The sequence below is a fragment of the Paenibacillus sp. FSL R7-0297 genome (assembly GCF_038009025.1).
Lineage (GTDB): Bacteria > Bacillota > Bacilli > Paenibacillales > Paenibacillaceae > Paenibacillus_AQ.
This window is the reverse complement of record NZ_JBBPAQ010000001.1, coordinates 5,896,303-5,918,425: the sequence shown is the minus strand read 5'-3', so window position 1 is coordinate 5,918,425 and position 22,123 is coordinate 5,896,303. Positions and strand designations below refer to the sequence as shown.

Sequence of the window (22,123 nt, the reverse complement as noted above, 5' to 3'; positions counted from 1 at the left end):
CGGGCAGGATTGCCTTGTGCAGTCCGCATAGTACAGGTTATGATGAGGAACAGAAGGACATGACTTCCGCCTAGTGAATAAGCTGTTATTACAGTGGAACGTCTGGAATTATAAAGGTAATGGAGGTTCAAAGTCATGGAATTATTGAAACAGCGGATTTTGGAGGAAGGGGTCGTCATTTCGGATCAGGTGCTGAAGCTGGACGGTCTGCTTAACCACCAGGTTGATCCGATGCTGACGATGGAAATGGGACGGGAGTTTGCCCGCAGATTTGCTGAGGCTGGAGTGACACGCGTAGTTACCGTGGAGTCTTCGGGTATTGCCGTGGCATTTGCCACCGCTTATGAGATGAAGGTGCCACTGGTCTTTGCCCGGCGCAAAAAAACGCTGCTCGCTGATCCCGATGCCCTATGCGAACGGGTGCCGTCTTTTACCAAAGGGATCGTCACGGATATCATGCTGTCCCGCCAATACATCTCGGAGCATGACAAAATCCTCTTTATCGACGATATCATCGCCAACGGAGACGCCGCGCGCGGCCTGATCAAGATCATCCAGCGTTCCGGCGCCGAGCTTGTGGGTCTGGGCGTAGTGGTCGAGAAAAGCTTCCAGGCTGGCGCCCGTACAATCCGGGAACAGGGTATTCGTCTGGAGTCGCTTGTCGATATTACCTCTCTTAGTGAGGGAACGATTACTTTCGGGTAGGATTTAAGTGACAAATACAGGAACATAGCCTATTTTTGAAACAACTGCTTTTCACCCTATAAGTTTTCCTTTATAATAAAAATTAGACATGAGAGAGGAGGCGTCACAATGGGGAAAGAACCGGTGACAGAGCAATTTTTTATTGATAAACTAACCGAGGCTAAGGATCACTTCGAACGTGCGCTGGATTGCAAACACACGGAGTTCGACGATTTGTACCCCTATATGATCGAACATCCTCAGTTTTTCTGGTACAAACGCTACGTAGCTTGGTCGGAGCTTCTGACAATCACAAGTTTATGTGAAGAGCTGTCCTTCAACTGGAGACAGAAATTCACGGATCATCAGGTAGAATATCTGGAACAACGGGTGATGTCCGCTAAAGTTCTTGACTTCTGGTTTGAGAAGAATGAAGCGCTGATATAAGAACTTCATAAGACATACAGACTTACTTAGTTCATAACTAGACCCGGATGATTTATCATTTGGGTCTTTTTCATGATTCGATTTAGGCAAATATTGGACAAGCTAAGGATAGAGAGGGGAGTAGAACAATTATGATTAGTGATGAACAGCTCGATGCCTACCGGATTTCCGGTGAAAAGATACGTGTGGTGCGCGATGGACTGGAGAGCAATGATGTGAAGGGGATTGTGCTGGCCTGGGATGAGTCCCAGGTAATGATCCGGCGTCCGAATAAGCGGGTAGTGAAGCTGGACCGGAACTATCTGTATCAGCCGTTCAGCGAGCCGAGACCGGAAGCAGATACCTTATAAACAGCAAACGGAATACGCTGAATGCCCTTTATTAATTACAGCTTTACAATCAGCAGAGTGCGCTCCAGAGCGTACTTTTGCTGATTATGCGGGACCCTTATATTGAACTGCCTGAGGAGGAGCATATGAACCATCAGAATAAAATCTCTGTCATCACCGGCGGCGCTAACGGAATTGGACGCTGTATAACGGAGGAGCTGCTGAAGGCGGGAGCGGTGGTTGCCTGCATAGATACCGATCTTGCGGCCGGACGCTGGCTGGAGGAGCAGTATGGAGCGGAGCGGCTGTTGTTCTATCCGGGAGATATTGCGGAGCGTTCGGTCATTGAGGATTTCACCGCACAGGTTATCAGCAAATTCGGACATGTGGATTACCTGATTAACAATGCCTGCATTAGCAAAAAAGGCCTGCTGTCGGAGTGCAGCTACGAGGATTTCGAATATGTGCAGCGGATCGGGGTAACTGCGCCATATTATTTGACACTGCGGCTTAAGGAATATTTCGCTCCGGGAGCGTCCATCGTGAATATCTCTTCAAGCCGGGAGCGAATGTCCCAGCCGGATACGGAGAGCTATACTGCCGCCAAAGGCGGCATTGGTGCGTTGACCCACGGCCTTAGTGTAAGTCTGGCCGGTAAAGTGCGGGTGAATGCGATCAGCCCCGGTTGGATTGATACCACTGCCTATCAGGGTACGGGAGAAGCAGCGGACCCGGTTCATTCGGAGCCGGACCTGCTGCAGCATCCGGCTGGACGGGTAGGCACACCGCCGGATATCGCGGCTATGGTGCTTTTCCTGTGCAGTGATGCTGCAGGGTTCATCACCGGGGAGAATATAAAGATCGATGGCGGAATGTCCAAGCTGATGATCTATCACGGGGACGAAGGCTGGACTTATAGTCCGGGAGGGCAGGCATGAAGCTGCCAGTAATTAAGAATGCGCGGGAGTTAGCCGGTCTGGTGCGTGAGATAGGTTTCCTTCCTTTATTCCGCTGTGAGATTGATGGTTTCTCCCTGCAGGAATGCACGCCTGCGGGCTACTGGTTCGTGAAGGATGTGGAGGGGCCGTGGGAGTGGCGTGAGGAAGTTGCCGCAGGGGGCGAGATCGCTTATGCGAAGCTTTTTAACAAAAAAGCCGGGTTTATCAGCAAAGCATGGTACCCTGACTTCGCCAATTACCGCCGGGACGGATACGACTTCGACGCCAGATATGATGATGGACTAGCCTCCATGCCCAGCAAACAAATTATGGATGTGCTAATGGAACACAGTGAGGGACTACTCTCCAATGAGCTTAAGCAGCTGGCCGGCTTCGGGAAAAACGGGGCTAAGGGCTTCGACACCGCAATGACGCATCTGCAGATGCAGACCTATATTACAGCCAGCAGATTTGAATACAAGCAGGATAAAGAGGGGCGTCCGTACGGCTGGGGAGTCGGGCGGTATGCGATGAGTGAGCATGTATACGGGGAAGAATGGGTTACCTCGCGTTACGCTGATAAGCCCGCGGAATCGAAGTCACGGATTGCTGAGCATGTGGCGAAGCTGTTCCCGGATGCAGAGATGAAGGAAATTGAAAAGGTCATTAAGTAGGGGAGCGCCGCGCCCGATACAGATTGAACTTTTATCACATTTCTTATTAAATCCTGCACAGGATACAACATTTTCCTCCGGAATTCGGCCCTAATCCGAAGTTGGTGTATAAAAGGCAACATCTCTCTTTGTTCTAGCGGTTTGGTGGAGGAATTATTGTATTTCATACAACAATCTGTCCGAATGCCCAAGTATCGAGGAATCAAAGTTGCAATACGTACAACAATTATGCCTATGTAGTGTTAATTTAACAATCTCAGGCTCGCTCTGCGGACAACGGGACAGGTATGAGGAATGGAATGGTTCCGCTTTTGTTGAAATTCAAACTATATGGAACCTCTAGGAAGTGTAGGTACACAAAGAGCCTCGTCCAGTAAATAGGACGAGGCTCTTTGTGGATTAACCAGTAACGGCCTAGAAAGATAAGGCCATCTGCTCGACACGTTCTTCACGGGGAAGAACGGAGGCAAGCTCGGCACCCAGCCCGAGATAAGCGCGCATGCGCAGCATCATCTCGTTGCGGAAGCCGGGCCATAGGATATGGATATCCCCGGAGTATCCCCGGCAGGTATACTCGGCCGTAACTCCGCGCTGATCCTGGCGGATGGTATTGATCTTCAGCTGATGCGACGTAAGCTCACGGGTAACCTCCTGCAGCATCAGCGAAGTCTTCTTCGTGGCGCTGGAGACCAGCTCCATGTAGAGCTGTGGAGTCTTGAAGAGACCGCTCTTACCAATAATTCGGCAATCGCGCTCAAACACTTTATGGATAAACGTTAGCAGCAGATAGCTTCTGACAAGGGACAATTCGTCTTTGGTTATATCTTCAGGAAGTGTTGGTGTGATTAGGGTGTTTCTCTTGGTAGTCGCCATATAAATCACCTCATTTATAGTATGCGAACCTTTGTTCTCATTATACATCTTTTGGGTAAGTAAATGCAATATTCATCTTGAAAATTATTGGAAATAAACAAAATTAAAAAAATATAAAAAGGTTGACTCTAAAATCCCAGCATGATAAGATCTATCTTGTGACTGCGTAAGCAAGTCAACCGAATATGCGGTCATGGCGGAATTGGCAGACGCGCTGGCTTCAGGTGCCAGTGATAGCAATATCGTGGAGGTTCGAGTCCTCTTGACCGCATCATATTTATCAAATACAGGTTCTGAATCGGCTTTGTATAGCCGGGTTAGAACCTGTTTTTTTGTGGGCAGATAGTTGAGGCCGTTGCTCATCCCTTGGGCCAATGATACTTATGCCATTCCCGAAAGCTCCCCCCTCATCCGAGAGGCTCCCCCCCAATGCAATGACGCTGCCCTTCAAATTCAACATTTCCCATAGTTCTATCTCATGTTGGCCGGATAATCCAATTACCATTTGAATACCGGCTGTTTGCCGAATAGATCGCTCAGCGTGCTCGAAATATTCTGCGAATCATCTACTTCATCAATACCGACTCCATTTGCTACAGCAAATAAAACTCCGGCATAATTACCCGTTAGGGTGATTTTATGCTTTTCTTTTTGTGTGAGTAAACACAGAGTGATGGAAAGTACGCTTTACATAACAGAGAGTGAGTGATATTATTATGGAAAGTTAACTTTACATATGCGAGGTGAAGGTATGGATAACAGGCTGGAACAGCTTCGGAAGGAGCGGGGAATTAAACAAGAAGAGCTGGCCGAGGCGCTCGAGGTCTCCAGACAGACCATCGGTTCGCTTGAGAACGGGAGGTATAACCCGTCCATCATTCTAGCCTTCAAAATCGCCCGCTATTTCAAACTGGCCATTGAGGATATTTTTATCTATGAGGAGGAATCCGAATGAAGATGAACAAGAAGATCTGGCTGTTTTCTTTTCTGCTGCTGCTTGGGGGGATTCTGGCTGCTGCCGGGCTTCTGACGATGAATGAAAGTACTGAGAGACTAGCCGGGTTAGGTCTTGGTATAGGCTCGGGGCTGTTCAGTATGAGTGCCGCCCAGCTTATCATTCAGTGTTATTATGCCAAACACCCTAAGCTAAGGAAGCAGGCTGTCATTGAACTGCGCGACGAACGCCACACGGCCATCCGGATGAAAGCGAAGGCCAAAGCCTTCGATGTAATGATTGTGGTTATGATTGCGCTGTCGTTTCTGTTTATATTCGGCGGGACCGCTCTGTGGGTAGTGCTGTCGACCATCGGACTATATGTTCTCGGCTGTTTCCTGCAGCTGTTCTACATCCGTAAGTACAGTAAGCAGATGTAACCGGACTAGTGGAAGAGTAAGACGATGTTCTATATTTGACTGGAGGGATTTCTGATGGATGCGCCCGTTAAGAACAGGATGCATTGGGAGCTGACCTATATTTTCCTGCTTACTGGCCTCATCGTACTGCTGGCAGCTGCCGTTCGCGGATGTTCAGAGCAGGTGGCTGTTGCAGGATTTGCAGCAGCCTTAGCGCTTAATTGTTGGGTCTGGAAGCATGCTGTCAGCCGGAATGTTATCTATTTGCATAATGGCTTGAACATCATCTGTGCAGTTCTGCTGGCGTATCTGCTGTCAGCCTACGTATTCGTCTCGGAGAGTACGGTGATTGGCGCTGCCTTCGGAATGGTGATCATGGATGTGTTCAGCTTCACCAAAAGAGGACGTTTCACGCTCAACGCCCGGTTAATGGAGCATACGAATACAGCCGCCCGTCTATCGGTCTGCCTTCCGGTTCCCGGGAGGCGGGGGCTCATTCCGGTCATCGGTACAGGAGATCTGACTTTTTATTCCCTGCTGACTATAGTTTCCCTGCAATCCGTCAATAGAGCAGGACCGCTCTTTGCAGTCTTGCCTGTCCTGGCAGGTCAGCTGCTGAATATGGTAATTATTGCGGCCCTGAAGAATAGAGCGGGCTTCAAAGGGTTTCCTGCTACCTTAATGCCGGGCTTGCTGTTCATTGCTGTACTTCTTCCGAACATTTAAACTTAATAAGCAGCACCCAGCCCCTGCGGCCATGCCGTGGGGGCTTTCTCTGTTCTTGCTGAAAGGCTCCCATTGTTATCCCGCGACTGACTCGAAATACAGTGAAATCCACAGCGCAGAATTGTATTGACGCCTGAGCAACTAACATGTTAATATTTTCCCGAGACAAACTAACATGTCAGTTAGGCTATATAGCATGTTAGCATGTTATTCATATATTCCTATTTCAGGAGGTTATTTTGTGGATGTGGCTAATGTTGTAATCGGTTTCATTATGGTCTTATCATTTTTTGGATTGGTGTGGTACTGCGTTAAGGGGTATAACCTCATGGTGGGCTTCTTCGTCATGTCGGTCCTGTGGACATCAATTGCCCTGATCGGCAATTCCATTCATCCAACCTCCGTTATGGAGGGTAAGACATTTATTGACGTCCTGACGAACGTCTTCCAGACGGGTCCGGAGAACTACGGTAAAGCGATTCTGGTTAATATCTTCTTCGGCGCCTTCTTCGGCAGAGTCTTGATTGACACAGGGATTGCTGCAACGCTGATCCGTAAGGTGGTAGAGCTTGGCGGAGACAAACCAAGAATTACGATGTCGCTCTTATGTATTGTTACTGCGGTAATCTTCACCTCTATGACGGGTATCGGTCCGGTAATCTCCATCGCCGTAATCGTCTTGCCGATCATGCTGTCACTGGGAATACCTTCACCGATTGCCTTGTTCTCCTTCATGGGCTCAATTATGGCGGGTATCTTCGGGAACATTGTTAACTTCAAGCAGTATCAGGCTATTTTTGCTACAGCCAATGAAAGTTATGCCAGCTACGACTACAATACATACTTCAAATTCGGCATGATTGCGATGGCTGTCTCCCTGATTGTTGTTCTGGTGGTATCTAACCTGTCCATGAACAAGAAGGTTTCCCGTGCCTGGGCAGCCACTCCGGATGCCGGAGCTACGGTTGATGCCCCTGCAATCTCCTGGATTTCCATCATTCTGCCGGTAATCGGTGTAGTGGTGTTCAAACTCCCGATTATCTTCGGATTTATCGTTGCCGGTCTGTTCGCTTTACTGACTTGCGGCAAGTTAAAGGGTGGATTTGCAAGCGTTTGCAGAATGCTGTCGAAGCAATTCGCAGACGGGGCTATCGATGTGGCGCCGATGATCGGATTCTTGCTCACACTGTCCATGTTCAATAATGCTGCAACCTATGCTTCTCCTTACTTCAAAACCTTGCTTGATGGTGCAATGCCTCAGACGGCGTTATTGCTCTGTATCGTATTCGCCATCCTGACACCGCTTGGCTTCTTCCGCGGCCCGATGAACCTGGTCGGTTCCGGATCGGCCATTCTGGCAGTAGTTGTGGCTACCGCAGCTTGGCCTGTACAGTTTCTGTATCCTTTGTTCGCCATAACTACAGTAGCTCCGCAGCATTTGGACGTTACCCAATCCTGGGTAGCCTGGGGCTTCGGATATACGAAGGTTCCGGCCAAGGAATATATGAAGATGTCCATTCCTACAGGCTGGATTATCGGGATTATTCTGTGCGCGATTGTATTCTTCATGTACGGAAATTTGGTGTAGCACCGCTTATGTCCAAATGAACCGGCTGCTGCGTCCCTGTCAGCCAGGAGCCGGTTATTAGCCTTCAGTACAATTTAATGAAGAGAAACGGAGAAATCATATGGGTAAAATGGTTAGAATGGGGATCGACGTCGGTGGAACACATACAAAAGCAGTTGCCATCGACAATGAAACACATGAAATTATCGGGAAATCGTCCGTCAAGACTACGCATGATCATGAGAGAGGTGTAGCCGCCGGTGTTGTGAAATGTTTTCAGAATTGTCTGAAAGAAAATAACATCAAGCCGGAAGATGTAGTCTTCGTTGCACACAGCACGACGCAGGCAACCAATGCGCTGATTGAAGGTGATATCGCACAGGTTGGCATCATTGGCATGGCTAAGGGCGGCCTTGAAGGCTGGCTGGCCAAACGTCAGACCAAACTGCAGAACATCGATCTGGGCAACAGCAAAGAGATCAAAATCTACAATAGCTTCATTAACATTAAGAAAATGTCCGAAGCCTCCGTGCTACAGGTCATCGATGATCTTAAGCGTCAGGGAGCACAGGTGATTGTGCCTTCCATGGCTTTTGGCGTAGATAATGGCAGACCTGAAGAGCTCGTCTATATAGAAGCTGAGAAAAAAGGCATTCCGACCACCATGGCATCCGATATCACCAAATTGTACGGGCTCACCCGCAGAACGAGAACAGCAGCAATCAATGCAAGCATTCTGCCCAAGATGCTGGACACCGCCAATTCAACTGAACAGTCCGTAAGGGAAGCCGGCGTCCATGTACCTCTGATGATCATGAGAGGCGACGGCGGGGTTATGGAAATCAGCGAAATGAAGAAACGTCCTGTGCTTACGATGCTATCGGGTCCGGCTGCCTCAGTCATGGGGTCTTTGATGTATCTGAGAGCCTCTAACGGTGTGTATTTCGAGGTGGGCGGAACCACAACCAATATTGGGGTTATCAAAAATGGCCGTCCGGCCATTGACTATTCAATCGTCGGCGGTCACCCTACCTATGTCAATTCACTGGATGTGCGCGTACTCGGTGTTGCTGGCGGCTCCATGATCCGGGCGAACAAAAGCGGAGTAGTGGATGTCGGGCCCAGATCGGCACATATCGGCGGCCTGGATTATTCGGTCTTTACCGATCCGGACAAGATTAAGGGCGCCAAGGTGGAATTTTTCTCGCCCAAACCGGGTGATCCGGCAGATTATGTAGCCATCCGTCTGGAGAACGGGGAGCGTGTGACGATCACGAATTCCTGTGCTGCGAACGTGCTGGGCCTTGTGAAGCCGGAGCATTTCTCCTACGGGAATGTGGAAGCCGCCAGACGGGCGATGCAGGCCTTAGCCGATTATTGCGGAACCACGGCCGAAGATATTGCGAAACAGATTATGGAAAAAGCGTATGCGAAGATCGAACCGATCATTCTGTCGCTGGCCGAGAAATACAAACTGGAGAAAGACCAGATCTCCCTGGTGGGAGTTGGCGGGGGAGCCGCTTCGCTGATCGTCTATTTCTCAGAGAAAATGGGCCTGAAATACAGTATTCCTGAGAATGCTGAGGTGATCTCGTCCATTGGTGTTGCCCTGTCGATGGTTCGGGACGTTGTTGAGCGGATCATTCCGTCACCTTCCAAAGAAGTGATTGCCGCACTCAAAATGGAAGCAATGAACAAAGCGATTCAGAGTGGAGCCACTCCGGAAAGCATCGAGATCCATATCGATATTGATCCGCAGACGTCAAAGGTTACCGCGATTGCTACGGGTTCCACGGAGGTGAAGACGACCGAGCTGCTGAAGGAATGTGATGAAGCGGAGCTCCGCGAGCTGGCCGCGAAGGATATGCGTATTTCCATCGACCGGACACAGCTGCTTGAGAAAACGAGGTATGTCAGCATTTTCGGCGAAAAGGTTGACAAGGCCGGTGAAGCGGGTGCAGTGCGCATCTTAGACACCAAAGGGTTCATTAAGGTGCAACGAGGCCGGGCGATGGCCCTCAAGACAACTGCCGGAGATTACCTGAATGCCGTCAAAAAGCTCTGGGAGGCTATGGCTGTCTACCAGACTGAACTGATTGCCCGGCCGGACTTCTATCTGTGTATCGGTGCCCGGGTGATGGACTTTACCGCCTCCGATTTCGAACAGCTGGAGCTGCTTATGGATATCGAAATTTCCACGTTTGAGCCGGATACGGAGGTTATCGTTGTCGCTGCCAATGTCAAGCAGAGCTAACGCTAATCTATTGAGGCCATTCATAGCGATATTAATGAAGGAATGAAGAATGGGGGCAGCATGCAGGTGCAGATGAAGCTGGGTGTAATGATGCGTGATTTGCTGCAGGTAGAGGATGAGGCTTGGGGGCTGTACGCTTTTTCCAGGGACATTCTGAACCGGCGCATTCTGCCTGAAAACAAGACAGAGATGATTGAGAGAGCTACAGCCTGCGGCAAAGCATACGCACAGCGCATCATCCTTGAATATGGAACCCGTGATGTCCGCGTGATCGCGGACAAATTGAAGCTAAAGCTAGAATTTCAAAGTGCGCTTATGACAGGGAAACGTGTGCTTTTTGCCTGCTATACCCCACCGTACACCATCGAAATTATGGAAGAGCCCGTGCGCAGGGCGGTGGAGCTGGTCCGGGAGGAGGAGCCGGGGCTAGTTGAACTTTTTCAGCAAGCTGGTATAATGAATACTATCCTTGGCCACGAAATTTTTCATTTTGTAGAAGACCAGTTTGCACATGAAATCTACACCCGGACTGAGAAGATTCTGCTATGGAACCTGCTTGGGTTCAAGAATTATTCTACAATACGCACCTTGAGTGAAGTGGGAGCCATGGCCTTTACACAGGAACTGAATAGACTCAGCTACGCGCCGTTTATTCTGGATGTTCTGTTGTATTACAGCTATGATGCTGCCAGTGCGGAGAAAATATATCGTGATGTACTAGGAGTGAGTTCAGGAAGGTGTAGGGAACCCGTTGAAGATTATTAATAACAGTAATTCACTAAATGATGTAACTTACAATAAAATAAGAGAAGACATCATGAATATGACGTTGGAGCCGGGAATGGATGTCAGTGTGCAGAAGCTCTCTGAACGCTATGGCGTAAGCCGGACACCGGTACGGGAAGCAGTAGTCCGCCTTCAACAGTCTGGACTGGTGGAAATATATCCTCAGCGCAAAACAGTAGTCTCCAAAATTGATCTGCAGCGGGTCCGCGAGGAATGGTTCATCCGCACATCGCTTGAATCTGCCGTGATTGATGAATTCATCCGCAAATGCAGTGAGCTTGTAGCAGATACGATGCAGGAACTGATTAACAAACAGAAGAAATATATGGATAAGAAATATTTCCGGGAATTTTATTTCAAGGACAATCGTTTTCACCAGCTGATCTTTCAGACGGCGGGCGAAGAGCTATCCTGGTTTACAATTGAAGAGGTTGCCTCGCATTATAACAGGATCCGTCTGCTGTACGGCAAGATGGAGGGCGTGCAGCCATCCGATATTGATAAACATGTGAAGATGGTAGCGGCCACCCGCAAGCGTGATGTGGAGGGAATGCGCAAGATTGTGATGGAGCATTCTAATACATTGCTGGACCGGGTACAGGTGATGTCCAAGCAATATCCGCAATTTTTCTGAAATATGGTAAGCATATGCTTAAGGCGTATCCTTGAAGCTGCTCCGTTTGGAGTATGACTTCCGGTATACGCCTTTTGTTGCGGTGCAATACCTACAGCTTCTTAAGCCGCCGGTAATACAGCCAGGTTCTTCCTGCGAACGAGCCGAAGAGAAGGATACAGAGGAACATAAGTGAAGTATTCCATGCCCGGGAAGCGGTGACTCCGTCTTGCAGCATGTCGTCAATAAATGCCGTCACATTCAGGCTGTAGAGCAGAATCATCGGAAGAAACAATGCTGTATAGCTGATGGCAATTTTACGGGCATGCTTCAAGCGGTGATACGGGTCACTGTAGATTTCCGGTTGTTCAGCACGCTTCAGCTCCTCCCGGCTCCAGAGGGTCCATTTCTGCAGAGAAGAGGATGAGCTATAGACCTTATCCCAGCCTGCCTGCCGGTGCAGCTCGAAATACTCTTCATCGCCAATGACCTGATAGTCGGCGTGATACTTCATGATACGTGGACTGCCTTGGCTGAAATGGAACAGGGTGCCTCCCGGGCCGACTTTATACAGATTCCATCCCAGCCGTTCCTTATCCTCCAGCCATTCCTCCAGCCGGTCAGGAGCGTACATCCAGCCTAACTTCAACCGCTTCATTGTAACGCCCGCCGGCCTCTGCGGCTCGTGAGTCTTCTTGAAGTCCTCATAATCCGAGATTAACACCTTGCTGGCCGCCCGGAGCTTAATAATAGAATAGATGGCAAGTACGAGCAGGATCACAGCCAAGGCTGCTGCGGCCCAGGTAACTGCCCACATAGGGCTTTGCTGTACCTGAAGTGGAGCATCCTGGGTCAAGGAGAAGCCTAGAGCAATCAGCGGAATCATTGCAATGAGCAGCATATAAAGAAGTATTCCCATAAAAATATATGAGATTTTGTGGTTTCGCCTCAAGACATCCTTGCGGGAAGGGTAGGCCTTAATCTGTGACGGCTGCTGATCATTCTCGTAGACGGTCCACTTGCCTTGCTGCAGGCGCTTGCTCCAGCCTTCAGCAGCAAGATAGGAAGACATGTAAGGCTGGGAGGATGGAGCATAACCGATCTGATAAGTAAGCTGAACCGGCTCAGACTGCCGGAACGTAAACTGTCGCAGCAGCAGATTCCACTCCGCCAGCATCCATCCCCGGCTAGCCATATCGGCCAGCCAGGCTTCTGATTTGGGCAGGTCGTAGCTCCAGAAGGGCCTAAAAACCCTTTTCATACAAATTCCTCCTCACTGGTAATGGCATTACGGTGAAGTTCCTTTAATCTGCTGATTTCTGCGCGCATTACTGCTTTCCCCAGATCTGATACCTCGTACACCGTTTTTCTCTCTTCATCGGCGAATACAACGATCAGTCCATCTTTGTTCATCTTCGTCAAAGTTCCATATACCGTACCGGAACCCAGTCTAAGCCGGCCCTCAGACAGCTCATCCACATGCTTGATGATTCCATATCCGTGGCGTGGGATGGTTAAGGACAACAGAATATAGAAGGCCGTCTCTGTCATCGGCACGTACTTTTTCAGCACTTTATCCATTGTGGACAACACGATCACCTGCTTCGCCAGTTCATTGTGCATAACTCATGGCCTTTAATATAATATGTCTTGCCGTGACTATGTCATAACGTGACTATATCACGATGCGACATAAGTTACAAGGCTAGCGGCAATTAATGTGCCGTCAGAGCCAGCGGTTGACATACAGGCTGCCAGATCTCAGGAACCAGCTGCGGCTCCGAACAATAGACCGTCTGCAAATACCGGCTGAGCGGTGATATTTGTCCTTCGACCAGCACTTCCTTGATTTCCGAAGGTTTGGTGGGTATCGCCGGCCCGGCTGTTGACATGAACTCAGCAATGGGCAGCAGCATCCCGCAGCTTTTGCGGTAGGACATCCGGTGCGGGAATCTGGGCGAGCTGCCAGAATCATATTTGGACAGCTTGATCCGATCAAACTGTCCGGCGAGCAGCTCGCAGGCGTCGAATTTCAGGATGGCAAAAACTTCGCCGGGCTCTCTGCGGGAGTACATCGCCGCCATGGCCAGGCAATCCCGCCAGGTCGGCCACAAGAAGACATGGCGGTCAAGGCAGAGACGTAATTCCTCAGGGGTTGTGTCCGGGTCCATTGCTTCAGGTGTGATGCGCAGATGGGAATTCAGGATAACCGGCTGCCCGGCGTATTGTACCTGGAGGGCTGTAGTCCGGCGTACTCCGGCTGCATGCGCTGGACATAATACGGATGAGGCGTACAATGCGTCAAGTGTAGCCATTGCGGGCAAATTCTTGGCGCGGGTGAAGTGGTATAACGAAGTGCGGAGCGGGCTTTTGGTAATGGCAGCAATCAGTGAATGTTTCATAGTGTTATTTTATCCTTTGCGGGAAATGAATATTTTTTTATTTTAGAAAGGAAATGCTGAAAGGGAAAGGATGAGAAAGATGAAAGTTGAAGCACTCGAACAGAGCAGAGTGGAGGCGTTAGCTTCAGGGCAACGAGACGCCCGCCACACCAGCGATGGTGAAGCAGATGATCAGTGGAGCCGACTATATCGAAGGCGGTTTACAGATACTGTACCATAACGGAAAAGCTGTGGAAATTGTAAAAAAGACCGCATGGAACCCACGCAGCCACGGTCTTGAAATATATAAGGGTTTATGAAATTAGGCTTCCCGATTTATTGGAAGGACAACAATAGTTTTGAATGTTTCTCTTGCCGTTACAGTAAGATGACCTCCATATCTTTCAGTGATCTGCCGGATATTGAGCAGGCCTACTCCATGTAGCTCATTATTCTTCTTTATTCTCCTTTTGTTGTTCGGCGTGTATGAATTTTCGGAATAAATGGTTAGCATTTGATACTGTGTGAAGATTCGAATTAATATAAACCGTTCTGCTGGTGTAGGAAGAAGTTGAGCCGCTTCGACTGCATTATCCAAGATATTACCGATTACTATGCACAGGTCAAAAGGATCTATCTTGTCCAGATTCTCTATACTTATATGATGCGTTATTCGTATATTTCTCTCATTAGAAATATTTATTGCATTATTTAGCAAAGAATCAATGACCAGGTTACCTGAAGCTATCGCGAAATAAGAATTCCTCATCGCTTGCATAGTTTGGCTAATATGGCCAAGTGCCTTTTCCCTTTCCCCTGCTTGAATGCAGGCACGGATATATATAAAGTGCTTATTCGTATCATGGATAATTTGTTTAGTCATTTGAAATGAGTTTGAGACTTTCTGATAGCTGGCATTTTGATAATCAGTCTGTTTATGTAATCTTTGCAGCTCATCTTTCATCTGGAAGTTTTCAATTAATTCATCAAATAAATAGATAATAGTAACATTGATTAATAGGACAGCAATTGCTGAATAAATATACATGTTATTTTCTTGTGCATAGAAGAAAAGCGTATTTAAAATAAAAAGACTAACGATATTGATGATGATCAGTACAAGATAGTACCAGGTGTTCAGCTTGTAGTCCCTTTGTCTTTTAAATAATTTGATAAATACAATGAACAAGAAAAAAATAAGTGAGGATAGCAATAAAATGAGTAACCGTGTTTGTTCTTTGCTTAAGTCTACAGCATCGGATGTGAGATGAAATTGCAAAATGAGTCCATATGACAATGTTTCCGCTATGAAACCCAGAATGACGTATACAATTGAAAAAATCAATTTCGATTCTACCCGGGCAGGGTAGCACTTAGAGATGATAAATGCACTACACATTGATAATAAACCTGTTATGACCACAGGAAAAAAAGAGATTGAAGATGAATAAATGATAATTCCGCTCAGCAGATAATGGAAAGTAATTTGCAGTTTATTTTGTTGAGAAGAACCGAGCAAAGCAAAAAAATAGCGATTTAGTAGAACAAGCTGTATGAGAGTCGTTCCTAGAAAAAATAGCAGGGTTATTTTCATGGAATATATTTTCCTGCCATATATTGTGTATAGGAATCTTTGATTTGCTTACTGTGAGCTCTGCTTATAGGTAATTCCTGATCGTTGCTCAGCACAACGGAATGAACAGTAAACTTTCGGATATAATCCATATTTACAATAATTGATCTATAAATGCGCAGGAAGGGCGCGCCTAATTTCACGGAATAGGATGATATAGTTCCTGTAACAGAAAAATTTCCATCTGTAGTGATAATATTCAACTTATTCTGTGCCAAAGAATGCTTTACTTTCAAAATAGATATAACTTCTGACAATGGTATAATATTCTCTCCTTGCTCCTCTTTCAAAATGATTGAATATTTTACGGCAGAATTTAGATGGTCATAGAGCCGTCTCATTTTTGATTCAAAAGTACTATACACCAGTGGTTTTAGTAAATACTGGAATGTAAATACTTCAAAGCTTTCCATGACATATTCCGGGTAGCTGCTTAAAAATAGGATGGCGACTTCTTTATTAGGGAAGGAACGGATTTGTTTTGCCGTTTCCAGGCCGTTTATACCTGACATTTCAATGTCAAGAAAGAGAAAATGTAAATGAGGAGGCTTTTTGCTTTGATAATGTTCCAGCAGTTCTTCTCCTGAAGAAAAATAAGTTAAACTGAATTTACAATTAAAATCCCTCTCAAAATGTGTGAAAAACTGACTTAATTCTTCGTAAACTTCGCTTTCATCGTCACATATTCCACCGTACAGCATTAGTTCTTCTCTCCCATTCATTCCATATATTTAAAGTATAGCAAATTTGGCCTATAGATCAACACAAGGCTAGTTCTAAAAATTAATACATAAAAATGCATTTCGCATAGAATTTAATGCGGTTCGCATATAAGGTGTTCCTTTAAAGGAATAATTATCCTATATTATTTACAAGGGGATGGAAAAAAATGATAGAGATGTTATTAAATATTGCGGGTGAGAGGATGGTCCATCATAAAGTAATCATGCAGAAGGAGCTGGCGATAATCCGTTACGGATTACAGGCCATGATCGAATCCATGCTTATTTTCAGTACGATGATAATTTTATCTGTTATTTTGGGGAGTTTTGTAGAAGCTCTAGCCTGGGTAGGGACGGTCTTCTTAATAAGAAGTATGAGGGGCGGAAGACATGCGGGAACATTTTTACAATGCTATTTCATATCTGTAGGTACCTTTTTATTATGTATGCTAGCCATACATTTCTTTCAACATCAACTTATTCTATACAGGATCATTTGGGGAGCCGCGTTACTGCTGATACTCTGGTCTCTAATATCTTCAATTCCAAGGTCAAAACAGAAGAAAATACAACTAATAGGTACTTTAATTAATAGTCTTCTGATTTTCGCATATGGCTTATTAATTTTCCTGCAAAATACTAATCCATTCTTGTTGGCAAGCCTGCTGGGCTTAACGGTTTCGCAATTATCCGGTTTTGTGGAGATCAAAGCCTGCTGCAAACAGCAAGTGGCAAATGAGCCAGGCTAATGCGTAAGATTCCGGGACGATTAATGAAAATAAAGTACATATTGTTTATGTTTGTGAAATTAATAACGTTGTATAGATAACTATACAAAAATATATTATGGGAGGTTGTAACATGGATGTGTCTCGTCCGGTTTATAGTTCTGAAGAACAGCAAAGCGAGGTTCCCGGAATTCATAGTTTGCTAGAGGACAAGGAGGGGAATATATGAATACTTCAGGAGATTCTATGATACCCTCTAAGCTTCAAGGCAATGTTCTCATTACCGGCGTCACAGGTTTTATTGGGAGACACGTGTTATACGAGTTTCTGAAAGTGGCTATGGAAACTTCATGGAGAAATAAAATATATATTCTATTACGGGGAAAAAAGGGTCTCTCGGCAGCCGCAAGAGTTGAGCATTTATTGACTCATGAGTATCTTCCCGAGTATCTCAAAAAGTATGGCTACCAGGAATTAGCGGAAAATATCACCGCCATTGATGGCAATTTAGAAGATTCTGATCTTGGGCAGCAGTTGTATTCGCTAATCCCCAGAGACGAGCAGTTGTTCGTTATACATAATGCAGGATCTGTTAATCTTTTTAATACTGCTGCGGCTGAACAAGAGGTCCATCATACTAATTGGCTGGGAACAATAAATCTAATTCATGCCATAGAACAGTTTAACAGTAAATTGGTGTATATGAGCACTGCATTTTCGTGTGGCATTGTGGATGGAGTAATCGGAGATAACTTCACTTTTTATCAAGATAATAGTTACAGAAATCATTATGAGAAATGCAAAAATCTGACCGAAAAATTCATTCAGAGCTATTGCACCGAAAAAAATATCAAGTATCAGATTTTGAGGCCAAGCGTGGTCTGCGGAAGACTTATTGATGCACCGCTGTATTACATCTCCAAGTTTGATGTGTTTTACGGCTGGACAAAGTTCTTTTGGAATTTACAAAATCAGGGTAGCACAGAAAGTGTAAGAATTCACATTTCCCCCGACTCAAAGGTCAACATAGTGCCTGTGGATTTTGTAGCCAAATCAGTTCTGGCATTTTTTCAGCAGGATATCCCTTACGTTAATATTGTTTATCCAGAATCTATTAATAACCGCTATTTGCATAGCTCATTGCTGCGCTCTTTACACTTTAATCACTATGAGTTCATTGACGAGGCCCCGACTAACCTGAACAAGAGTGAGAAGCTATATTACAGGTCTATTAACAAGGTGTACACTCCTTACTTAAATCAGTGCAGTAATGAATATGACAGCCAACTAATAGGCAGTATTATGGGCAGTAAGTTTATGCCGAAAATTGATTTGCATTCATTGGCTGATTTTTCAATTTGTAATCGTTTTGATGAAGAACTAGTCAACTAAAATAATGTGAGAACCCGCGTTACCAAAATCAAGCAATCTTAGGGAGAGAACCTGATCATGAATTTAGCCCAAATGAAAAGAATTCCTTGGAAAGTAATCAGTGTATTGGCTGTTGCTTTTGTCGTGCTGAGAGTGAATACGTTATGCTGGTGGATTGCACATGAGCCAGAAATGCCGGAGGAGATTAAAGAAAAATATTACAATTAGTCAATTATAAAAATCTGGGAGTGGAGATCGGATAATGATAAACGGGACAAAAAACAAATTAGCATTTGTGGCAGTTATTTTTGGTTTTTTCATGGCATTACTGGATACGACGATCATTAACATCACCCTTCCCGAGATGATGAGTTACTACAATACTACGCTGAAAAACATAACTTGGGTAATCAACGGGTATAATTTGGCATTTGCTGTTTTTATCATTACAGCTTCAAGATTGGCCGACCAGTTTGGCCGTAAGAGGATATTTGGGATCGGTATCTTTTTCTTTACACTGATGTCATTTCTATGTGCTATCTCATCATCCTCTGAGATGCTTATCTTGTTTCGCGTGCTTCAAGGCTTATTCGGCGGAATTATTCTGCCGGTATCCATACCGCTTGCACTGGACTTGGCTCCGGAAGACAAGCAGGGGAAGGTGCTGGGCATTTGGTCCGTAGTATCGGGGCTGGCAGCAGCCAGCGGACCGACGCTTGGAGGATTCTTATCCGATCAGTTCAACTGGCAGTCGATATTCTTGATCAACGTACCAATCGGCATTGTCGCTCTCTTCTTAGTGATCTTTTGCATCAAAGAATCCTATGATCCTACTGCGGGCAAACAACTCGACTTTCTGGGGATGTCTGCATTGTCCGTCTCGCTGTTCTCTATCACCTATGCGCTTATTCAGGCCAACGACGAAGGTTGGACATCTCCGCTTATCTTGAGCTTGTTTTTAGCCTTTTTGATCTTTATGGCTTTATTTGTCTGGGTTGAGCTTACAACAAAGAAGCCAATGATCCCCCTGTCACTCCTCAGGAATGTCACCTTTAACGCCGCCTCCTTAACGCTGCTTATATTAGGCGCGGGCATCATGACAATATCGCTGCTTATTTCTTTTTTCATGACTCGGTTGATGGGGCTCAGCGAGCTTGAGGCTGGTGTGACTCTATCAGTTATGCCGTTGGCCTCGGCCCTCTTCTCGGTAATTACCAGTCTGCTGCTCAAAAGGGTAGGGGAACGCTGGCTTATCATTGCCGGCATGGCTTGCATCGCACTGTCGATGTTCCTTATGAATGACCTGACTGCAGGGTCTGACCGGCTTGATGTAATATACAGACTGGCTATCGCAGGTGCGGGTATGGGGTTTGCGCTGGCGCCTACAATGAATTCGGCCATCGGCAATGTCCCTAAAGATAAGGTTGGTATTACGTCGGGAATTATGAATATGACGCGCTCTATCGGGGCAGTGCTTGGTGTAGCTATCATTGTCACTATTTTGAATACGACGACTGGTAGTGAAATTGCGGCTGCAAAGTCCGATATTATCGACATTATCCATTCGGATAAAGTCTTCAGCGCCGCCGCTCAAGAGGAATTGATTAGTGCTGTGAATGAGATCGAGGTATCCAGCAGTAGCGAAGTTCCCCAGATGGAGAGCGTTATCGGCTTGATGCAGGAGAGAGGGGCCAAATTGCTGGCTGGTGTGGCTCCGGACAAATTGGAGATGACCAAAGCCGTTCTTCAGGCTCAGCAAGACGAGGTGAAGAAACTGTGGCCTGAGCGAATTCAGCCTGAGCTATATTCCGGATTGGTCTCTTCGTTCAGTGATACATTCAAATACGGCAGTGCCTGTCTGCTGCTGGGCATCTTATTTTCCTTCTTCATAGGAACGGGGCAAAGGCAGGAACAGGGGACCGAAATAGCAATGGACAATACAGAAATGTGATAAAAGGTGGGAGAAGCCAATGAACAGTATCTTTGAGATGATAAGGCAGTCAGCGTCAAGATGGCCGGATAAAGAGATATTGATAGAACTTCCTATGGACGAAACAGGGGAACGTGGAATTACTTATTCCGGATTGATTACGCGAGCCGAAGGCGTTGCTGCGCTTCTTCGCAAGCAGGGATGCCAGCCGAAGAGCAGAGTACTTCTCCTATTCAACTCGAACATTGAATTTACGGTTGCATTTCTTGGCTGCATTTTCGGAGGAGTTATAGCGGTTCCCATGTATTTGACCAAAGGCGCGTCGTTTGTGGAGGAACTCAAGGCTTTCTCCGCGGATTGTCTGACAAACCTTCTGTTGACCACATCCGAGATGCAGCCCATGCTCCAGGCGCGCTTGCCGGGTTATAGCATATATACGACTGACGGTCTGTCAGAAGAGGCTGAGTACATACCAGCCGATCTATCCCCTCTCTCCGAGGCATTCATTCTGTATACATCCGGTTCTACTGGCAGGCCTAAGGGAGTCGTTCATACACATCAAAGCTTCAGCAGTCATGTGATGTCCGTTCAGGACCGTCTCCGGCTGCAGGATACAGACAGTTCAGTGTGTGTCAGCCCGTTGCAGCATATTATGGGGATGCTGAATGTATTCATTTCATTAACTTTTGGTCTTCAGGTTGTTTTTCTGCCCATGCTCCGAGTCTTACAATCGCCTCTTGAATGGGTAACGGAGCTATCCCGGCGCAGAGCGACCATATTTCTTGGTCCTGATTTTGTATACAAATTGGCGGCTGGCGCTTATACGCAGGAACAGGCGGAAGGATTAGATTTGAGCCATCTACGAATTTCTCTCAGCGGCTCGGAGCGGGTTCTTCCCTCCACAGTGGATAGCTTCACCCGCATTTTCAGCAGGCATGGCTTTGCGGCTACTAGTCTGATCATAGGATACGGAATGACCGAGGCGGGCATTATCTCAATCAGCGCATTGAATGAACAGCCGATTGGGCTTGAATCACTTCCAGGTATATATAGTTGTGGTCAGGTCGTTGCAGGGTATCATGCCGTAATTGTGGACAGCAGCAGCGGGCGGGAGTGTGGATCGGGCGAGACCGGCGAGGTATGGGTGAAGGGACCCGGACTGGCGGATAGATACTGGAACAATTCTGATCAAACAAAGCTGGATTTCGGTTTGTATTTGCCCGAAGGAGAGGGGCCATTCTTCAGGACAGGGGACTTGGCCTGCAAGATCGACGGCAATCTCTTTCTGACCGGAAGACTGAAGGAAATAATAATCATCAAAGGGCAGAATTTCTACCCGGATGATATTGAGGCGGGGGTTCGCCGCCAGGCAACGGCAATAGGGCAGTGTGCGGCTTTTTCGGTTGATGCTAGTGAGGGTGAACGCCTGATTGTAATAGTGGAAACCGCACTACAGGACAAGGGGGAGTTATCCCGGCTGTCCGAACGGACAGTCGCGGATATTCAAGTACGCAACGGAATTCGGATTGCGGAGCTGCTCTATGTATCTCCTCAATCGCTTCCGCTTACCCGCACCGGCAAGCTCCAAAGAAGTCAATGCAGAGTGCTCTATGTTGAAAAAAAACTAAACCCTGTATACATCTATGAGCATCTGACCGACATGACGGGGGAGAGTAAATCCCGCTCCCCATTTACAACCGGTTTGACGAATGAGCTAACAGTGAATGAGCTCCGGAATACTGTACTTGCTGATTTGACTGCAGCTTTCAAGAGGTTACTTCCCGGTGAGACTGAATCGATCGACATCGGAATGCCGATCCATCTGCTCGGTACCGATTCCATTACAGCCATTGAGTTACATCACCTGGTCGAGGAGAAATATGGGGTACAGCTTCCGATCACCTATTATCTGGAGGGCAATACTATAGAGACTATTGCCGGCAGAATAATCGAAGAGAGCAGGGCATCTGCCGTTATGGAGGCAAGCCCGACGATAGAAGAACTGGATCAGGACACGATGGACATGGAGACGGTTTACAACCGTCTGGACAGTTATTCAGAGGAAGAGCTTAACCGGATTCTTGATGCCTTGCAGCGGTAATCTATGGCACATT

General features: G+C 46.7%; 23 protein-coding genes and 1 tRNA gene. 18 read left to right on the top strand and 6 right to left on the bottom strand.

Translation table 11 applies throughout. The annotated features are described in order from the left end of the window. Positions 1 to 135 precede the first annotated feature (135 nt). The 5 genes from MKZ24_RS25945 (at position 136) to MKZ24_RS25925 (ending at position 3,072) form a co-directional block, all read left to right on the top strand. Complete coding sequence (locus MKZ24_RS25945; RefSeq protein ID WP_042235070.1) at positions 136 to 705, top strand: xanthine phosphoribosyltransferase; 570 nt, start codon at positions 136 to 138, stop codon at positions 703 to 705. Between the two features lie 108 nt (positions 706 to 813). Beyond that, the gene (locus MKZ24_RS25940; protein WP_039309077.1) at positions 814 to 1,131 is read left to right on the top strand and encodes a hypothetical protein; all 318 of its coding nucleotides are present in this window, start codon (positions 814 to 816) and stop codon (positions 1,129 to 1,131) included. Between the two features lie 131 nt (positions 1,132 to 1,262). Further along, entirely contained in the window at positions 1,263 to 1,481 is a 219-nt protein-coding gene (locus MKZ24_RS25935) for a hypothetical protein (RefSeq protein ID WP_042135771.1), read from the top strand. A 125-nt stretch (positions 1,482 to 1,606) separates the two neighbouring features. Beyond that, a complete protein-coding gene (locus MKZ24_RS25930) occupies positions 1,607 to 2,398 on the top strand; it encodes an SDR family oxidoreductase (protein ID WP_340788199.1) in 792 nt (263 codons plus the stop codon). After that, entirely contained in the window at positions 2,395 to 3,072 is a 678-nt protein-coding gene (locus tag MKZ24_RS25925) for an AlkZ-related protein (RefSeq protein WP_042235072.1), read from the top strand. Before MKZ24_RS25930 ends, MKZ24_RS25925 begins: the two co-directional genes overlap by 4 nt. 414 nt (positions 3,073 to 3,486) lie before the next feature. On the opposite strand, the gene MKZ24_RS25920 is transcribed toward MKZ24_RS25925, so the two are convergent. Then, on the bottom strand, positions 3,487 to 3,945 hold the full coding sequence (locus tag MKZ24_RS25920; protein ID WP_340788195.1) for a hypothetical protein: 459 nt from the start codon (positions 3,943 to 3,945) through the stop codon (positions 3,487 to 3,489). 187 nt (positions 3,946 to 4,132) lie between these two features. Between MKZ24_RS25920 and MKZ24_RS25915 the strand changes: the two genes are divergently transcribed. The 8 genes from MKZ24_RS25915 (at position 4,133) to MKZ24_RS25880 (ending at position 11,265) form a co-directional block, all read left to right on the top strand. Continuing rightward, positions 4,133 to 4,216, top strand: a tRNA-Leu gene (locus MKZ24_RS25915). Positions 4,217 to 4,696: 480 nt separating this feature from the next. Next, positions 4,697 to 4,900, top strand: a complete 204-nt coding sequence (locus MKZ24_RS25910; protein ID WP_042135783.1) for a helix-turn-helix transcriptional regulator — start codon at positions 4,697 to 4,699, stop codon at positions 4,898 to 4,900. Continuing rightward, entirely contained in the window at positions 4,897 to 5,319 is a 423-nt protein-coding gene (locus MKZ24_RS25905; RefSeq protein WP_052416239.1) for a hypothetical protein, read from the top strand. The genes MKZ24_RS25910 and MKZ24_RS25905 overlap by 4 nt, the downstream gene beginning before the upstream one ends. 54 nt (positions 5,320 to 5,373) lie before the next feature. Then, positions 5,374 to 6,024, top strand: a complete 651-nt coding sequence (locus MKZ24_RS25900; RefSeq protein WP_042235077.1) for a hypothetical protein — start codon at positions 5,374 to 5,376, stop codon at positions 6,022 to 6,024. Between the two features lie 241 nt (positions 6,025 to 6,265). Beyond that, entirely contained in the window at positions 6,266 to 7,612 is a 1,347-nt protein-coding gene (locus tag MKZ24_RS25895; RefSeq protein WP_081956470.1) for a citrate transporter, read from the top strand. Between the two features lie 100 nt (positions 7,613 to 7,712). After that, positions 7,713 to 9,845 carry a hydantoinase/oxoprolinase family protein gene (locus MKZ24_RS25890; RefSeq protein ID WP_042235080.1) on the top strand — a complete coding sequence of 711 codons (2,133 nt, stop codon included), beginning with the start codon at positions 7,713 to 7,715 and terminating at the stop codon, positions 9,843 to 9,845. 72 nt (positions 9,846 to 9,917) lie between these two features. Beyond that, a complete protein-coding gene (locus tag MKZ24_RS25885; protein ID WP_445324200.1) occupies positions 9,918 to 10,610 on the top strand; it encodes a hypothetical protein in 693 nt (230 codons plus the stop codon). Then, positions 10,597 to 11,265 carry a GntR family transcriptional regulator gene (locus MKZ24_RS25880; protein ID WP_269322099.1) on the top strand — a complete coding sequence of 223 codons (669 nt, stop codon included), beginning with the start codon at positions 10,597 to 10,599 and terminating at the stop codon, positions 11,263 to 11,265. Before MKZ24_RS25885 ends, MKZ24_RS25880 begins: the two co-directional genes overlap by 14 nt. Before the next feature lie 91 nt (positions 11,266 to 11,356). On the opposite strand, the gene MKZ24_RS25875 is transcribed toward MKZ24_RS25880, so the two are convergent. From MKZ24_RS25875 to MKZ24_RS25855, 5 genes are all read right to left on the bottom strand, one after another. After that, positions 11,357 to 12,505: a DUF2812 domain-containing protein gene (locus MKZ24_RS25875; protein ID WP_340788182.1), complete on the bottom strand. Its 1,149-nt coding sequence runs from the start codon at positions 12,503 to 12,505 to the stop codon at positions 11,357 to 11,359. Next, on the bottom strand, positions 12,502 to 12,867 hold the full coding sequence (locus MKZ24_RS25870; RefSeq protein WP_231575337.1) for a PadR family transcriptional regulator: 366 nt from the start codon (positions 12,865 to 12,867) through the stop codon (positions 12,502 to 12,504). The genes MKZ24_RS25875 and MKZ24_RS25870 overlap by 4 nt, the downstream gene beginning before the upstream one ends. Before the next feature lie 92 nt (positions 12,868 to 12,959). Continuing rightward, positions 12,960 to 13,646: a DUF7002 family protein gene (locus MKZ24_RS25865; RefSeq protein ID WP_042235087.1), complete on the bottom strand. Its 687-nt coding sequence runs from the start codon at positions 13,644 to 13,646 to the stop codon at positions 12,960 to 12,962. A 301-nt stretch (positions 13,647 to 13,947) separates the two neighbouring features. Next, positions 13,948 to 15,219, bottom strand: a complete 1,272-nt coding sequence (locus MKZ24_RS25860; protein WP_042235088.1) for a sensor histidine kinase — start codon at positions 15,217 to 15,219, stop codon at positions 13,948 to 13,950. Beyond that, positions 15,216 to 15,959, bottom strand: coding sequence for a LytR/AlgR family response regulator transcription factor (locus MKZ24_RS25855; RefSeq protein WP_052416241.1), 744 nt, complete (start codon positions 15,957 to 15,959; stop codon positions 15,216 to 15,218). Before MKZ24_RS25855 ends, MKZ24_RS25860 begins: the two co-directional genes overlap by 4 nt. A gap of 188 nt (positions 15,960 to 16,147) precedes the next feature. Between MKZ24_RS25855 and MKZ24_RS25850 the strand changes: the two genes are divergently transcribed. From MKZ24_RS25850 to MKZ24_RS25830, 5 genes are all read left to right on the top strand, one after another. Beyond that, positions 16,148 to 16,729 carry an accessory gene regulator B family protein gene (locus MKZ24_RS25850; RefSeq protein WP_042235091.1) on the top strand — a complete coding sequence of 194 codons (582 nt, stop codon included), beginning with the start codon at positions 16,148 to 16,150 and terminating at the stop codon, positions 16,727 to 16,729. Between the two features lie 204 nt (positions 16,730 to 16,933). Next, a complete protein-coding gene (locus MKZ24_RS25845; RefSeq protein WP_340788169.1) occupies positions 16,934 to 18,100 on the top strand; it encodes an SDR family oxidoreductase in 1,167 nt (388 codons plus the stop codon). 57 nt (positions 18,101 to 18,157) lie between these two features. Further along, complete coding sequence (locus MKZ24_RS25840; RefSeq protein WP_081956472.1) at positions 18,158 to 18,307, top strand: cyclic lactone autoinducer peptide; 150 nt, start codon at positions 18,158 to 18,160, stop codon at positions 18,305 to 18,307. A gap of 34 nt (positions 18,308 to 18,341) precedes the next feature. Next, entirely contained in the window at positions 18,342 to 20,030 is a 1,689-nt protein-coding gene (locus MKZ24_RS25835) for a DHA2 family efflux MFS transporter permease subunit (RefSeq protein ID WP_042235094.1), read from the top strand. A gap of 19 nt (positions 20,031 to 20,049) precedes the next feature. Further along, positions 20,050 to 22,110, top strand: coding sequence for a non-ribosomal peptide synthetase (locus MKZ24_RS25830; protein ID WP_042235096.1), 2,061 nt, complete (start codon positions 20,050 to 20,052; stop codon positions 22,108 to 22,110). The last annotated feature ends 13 nt before the right edge of the window (positions 22,111 to 22,123 follow it).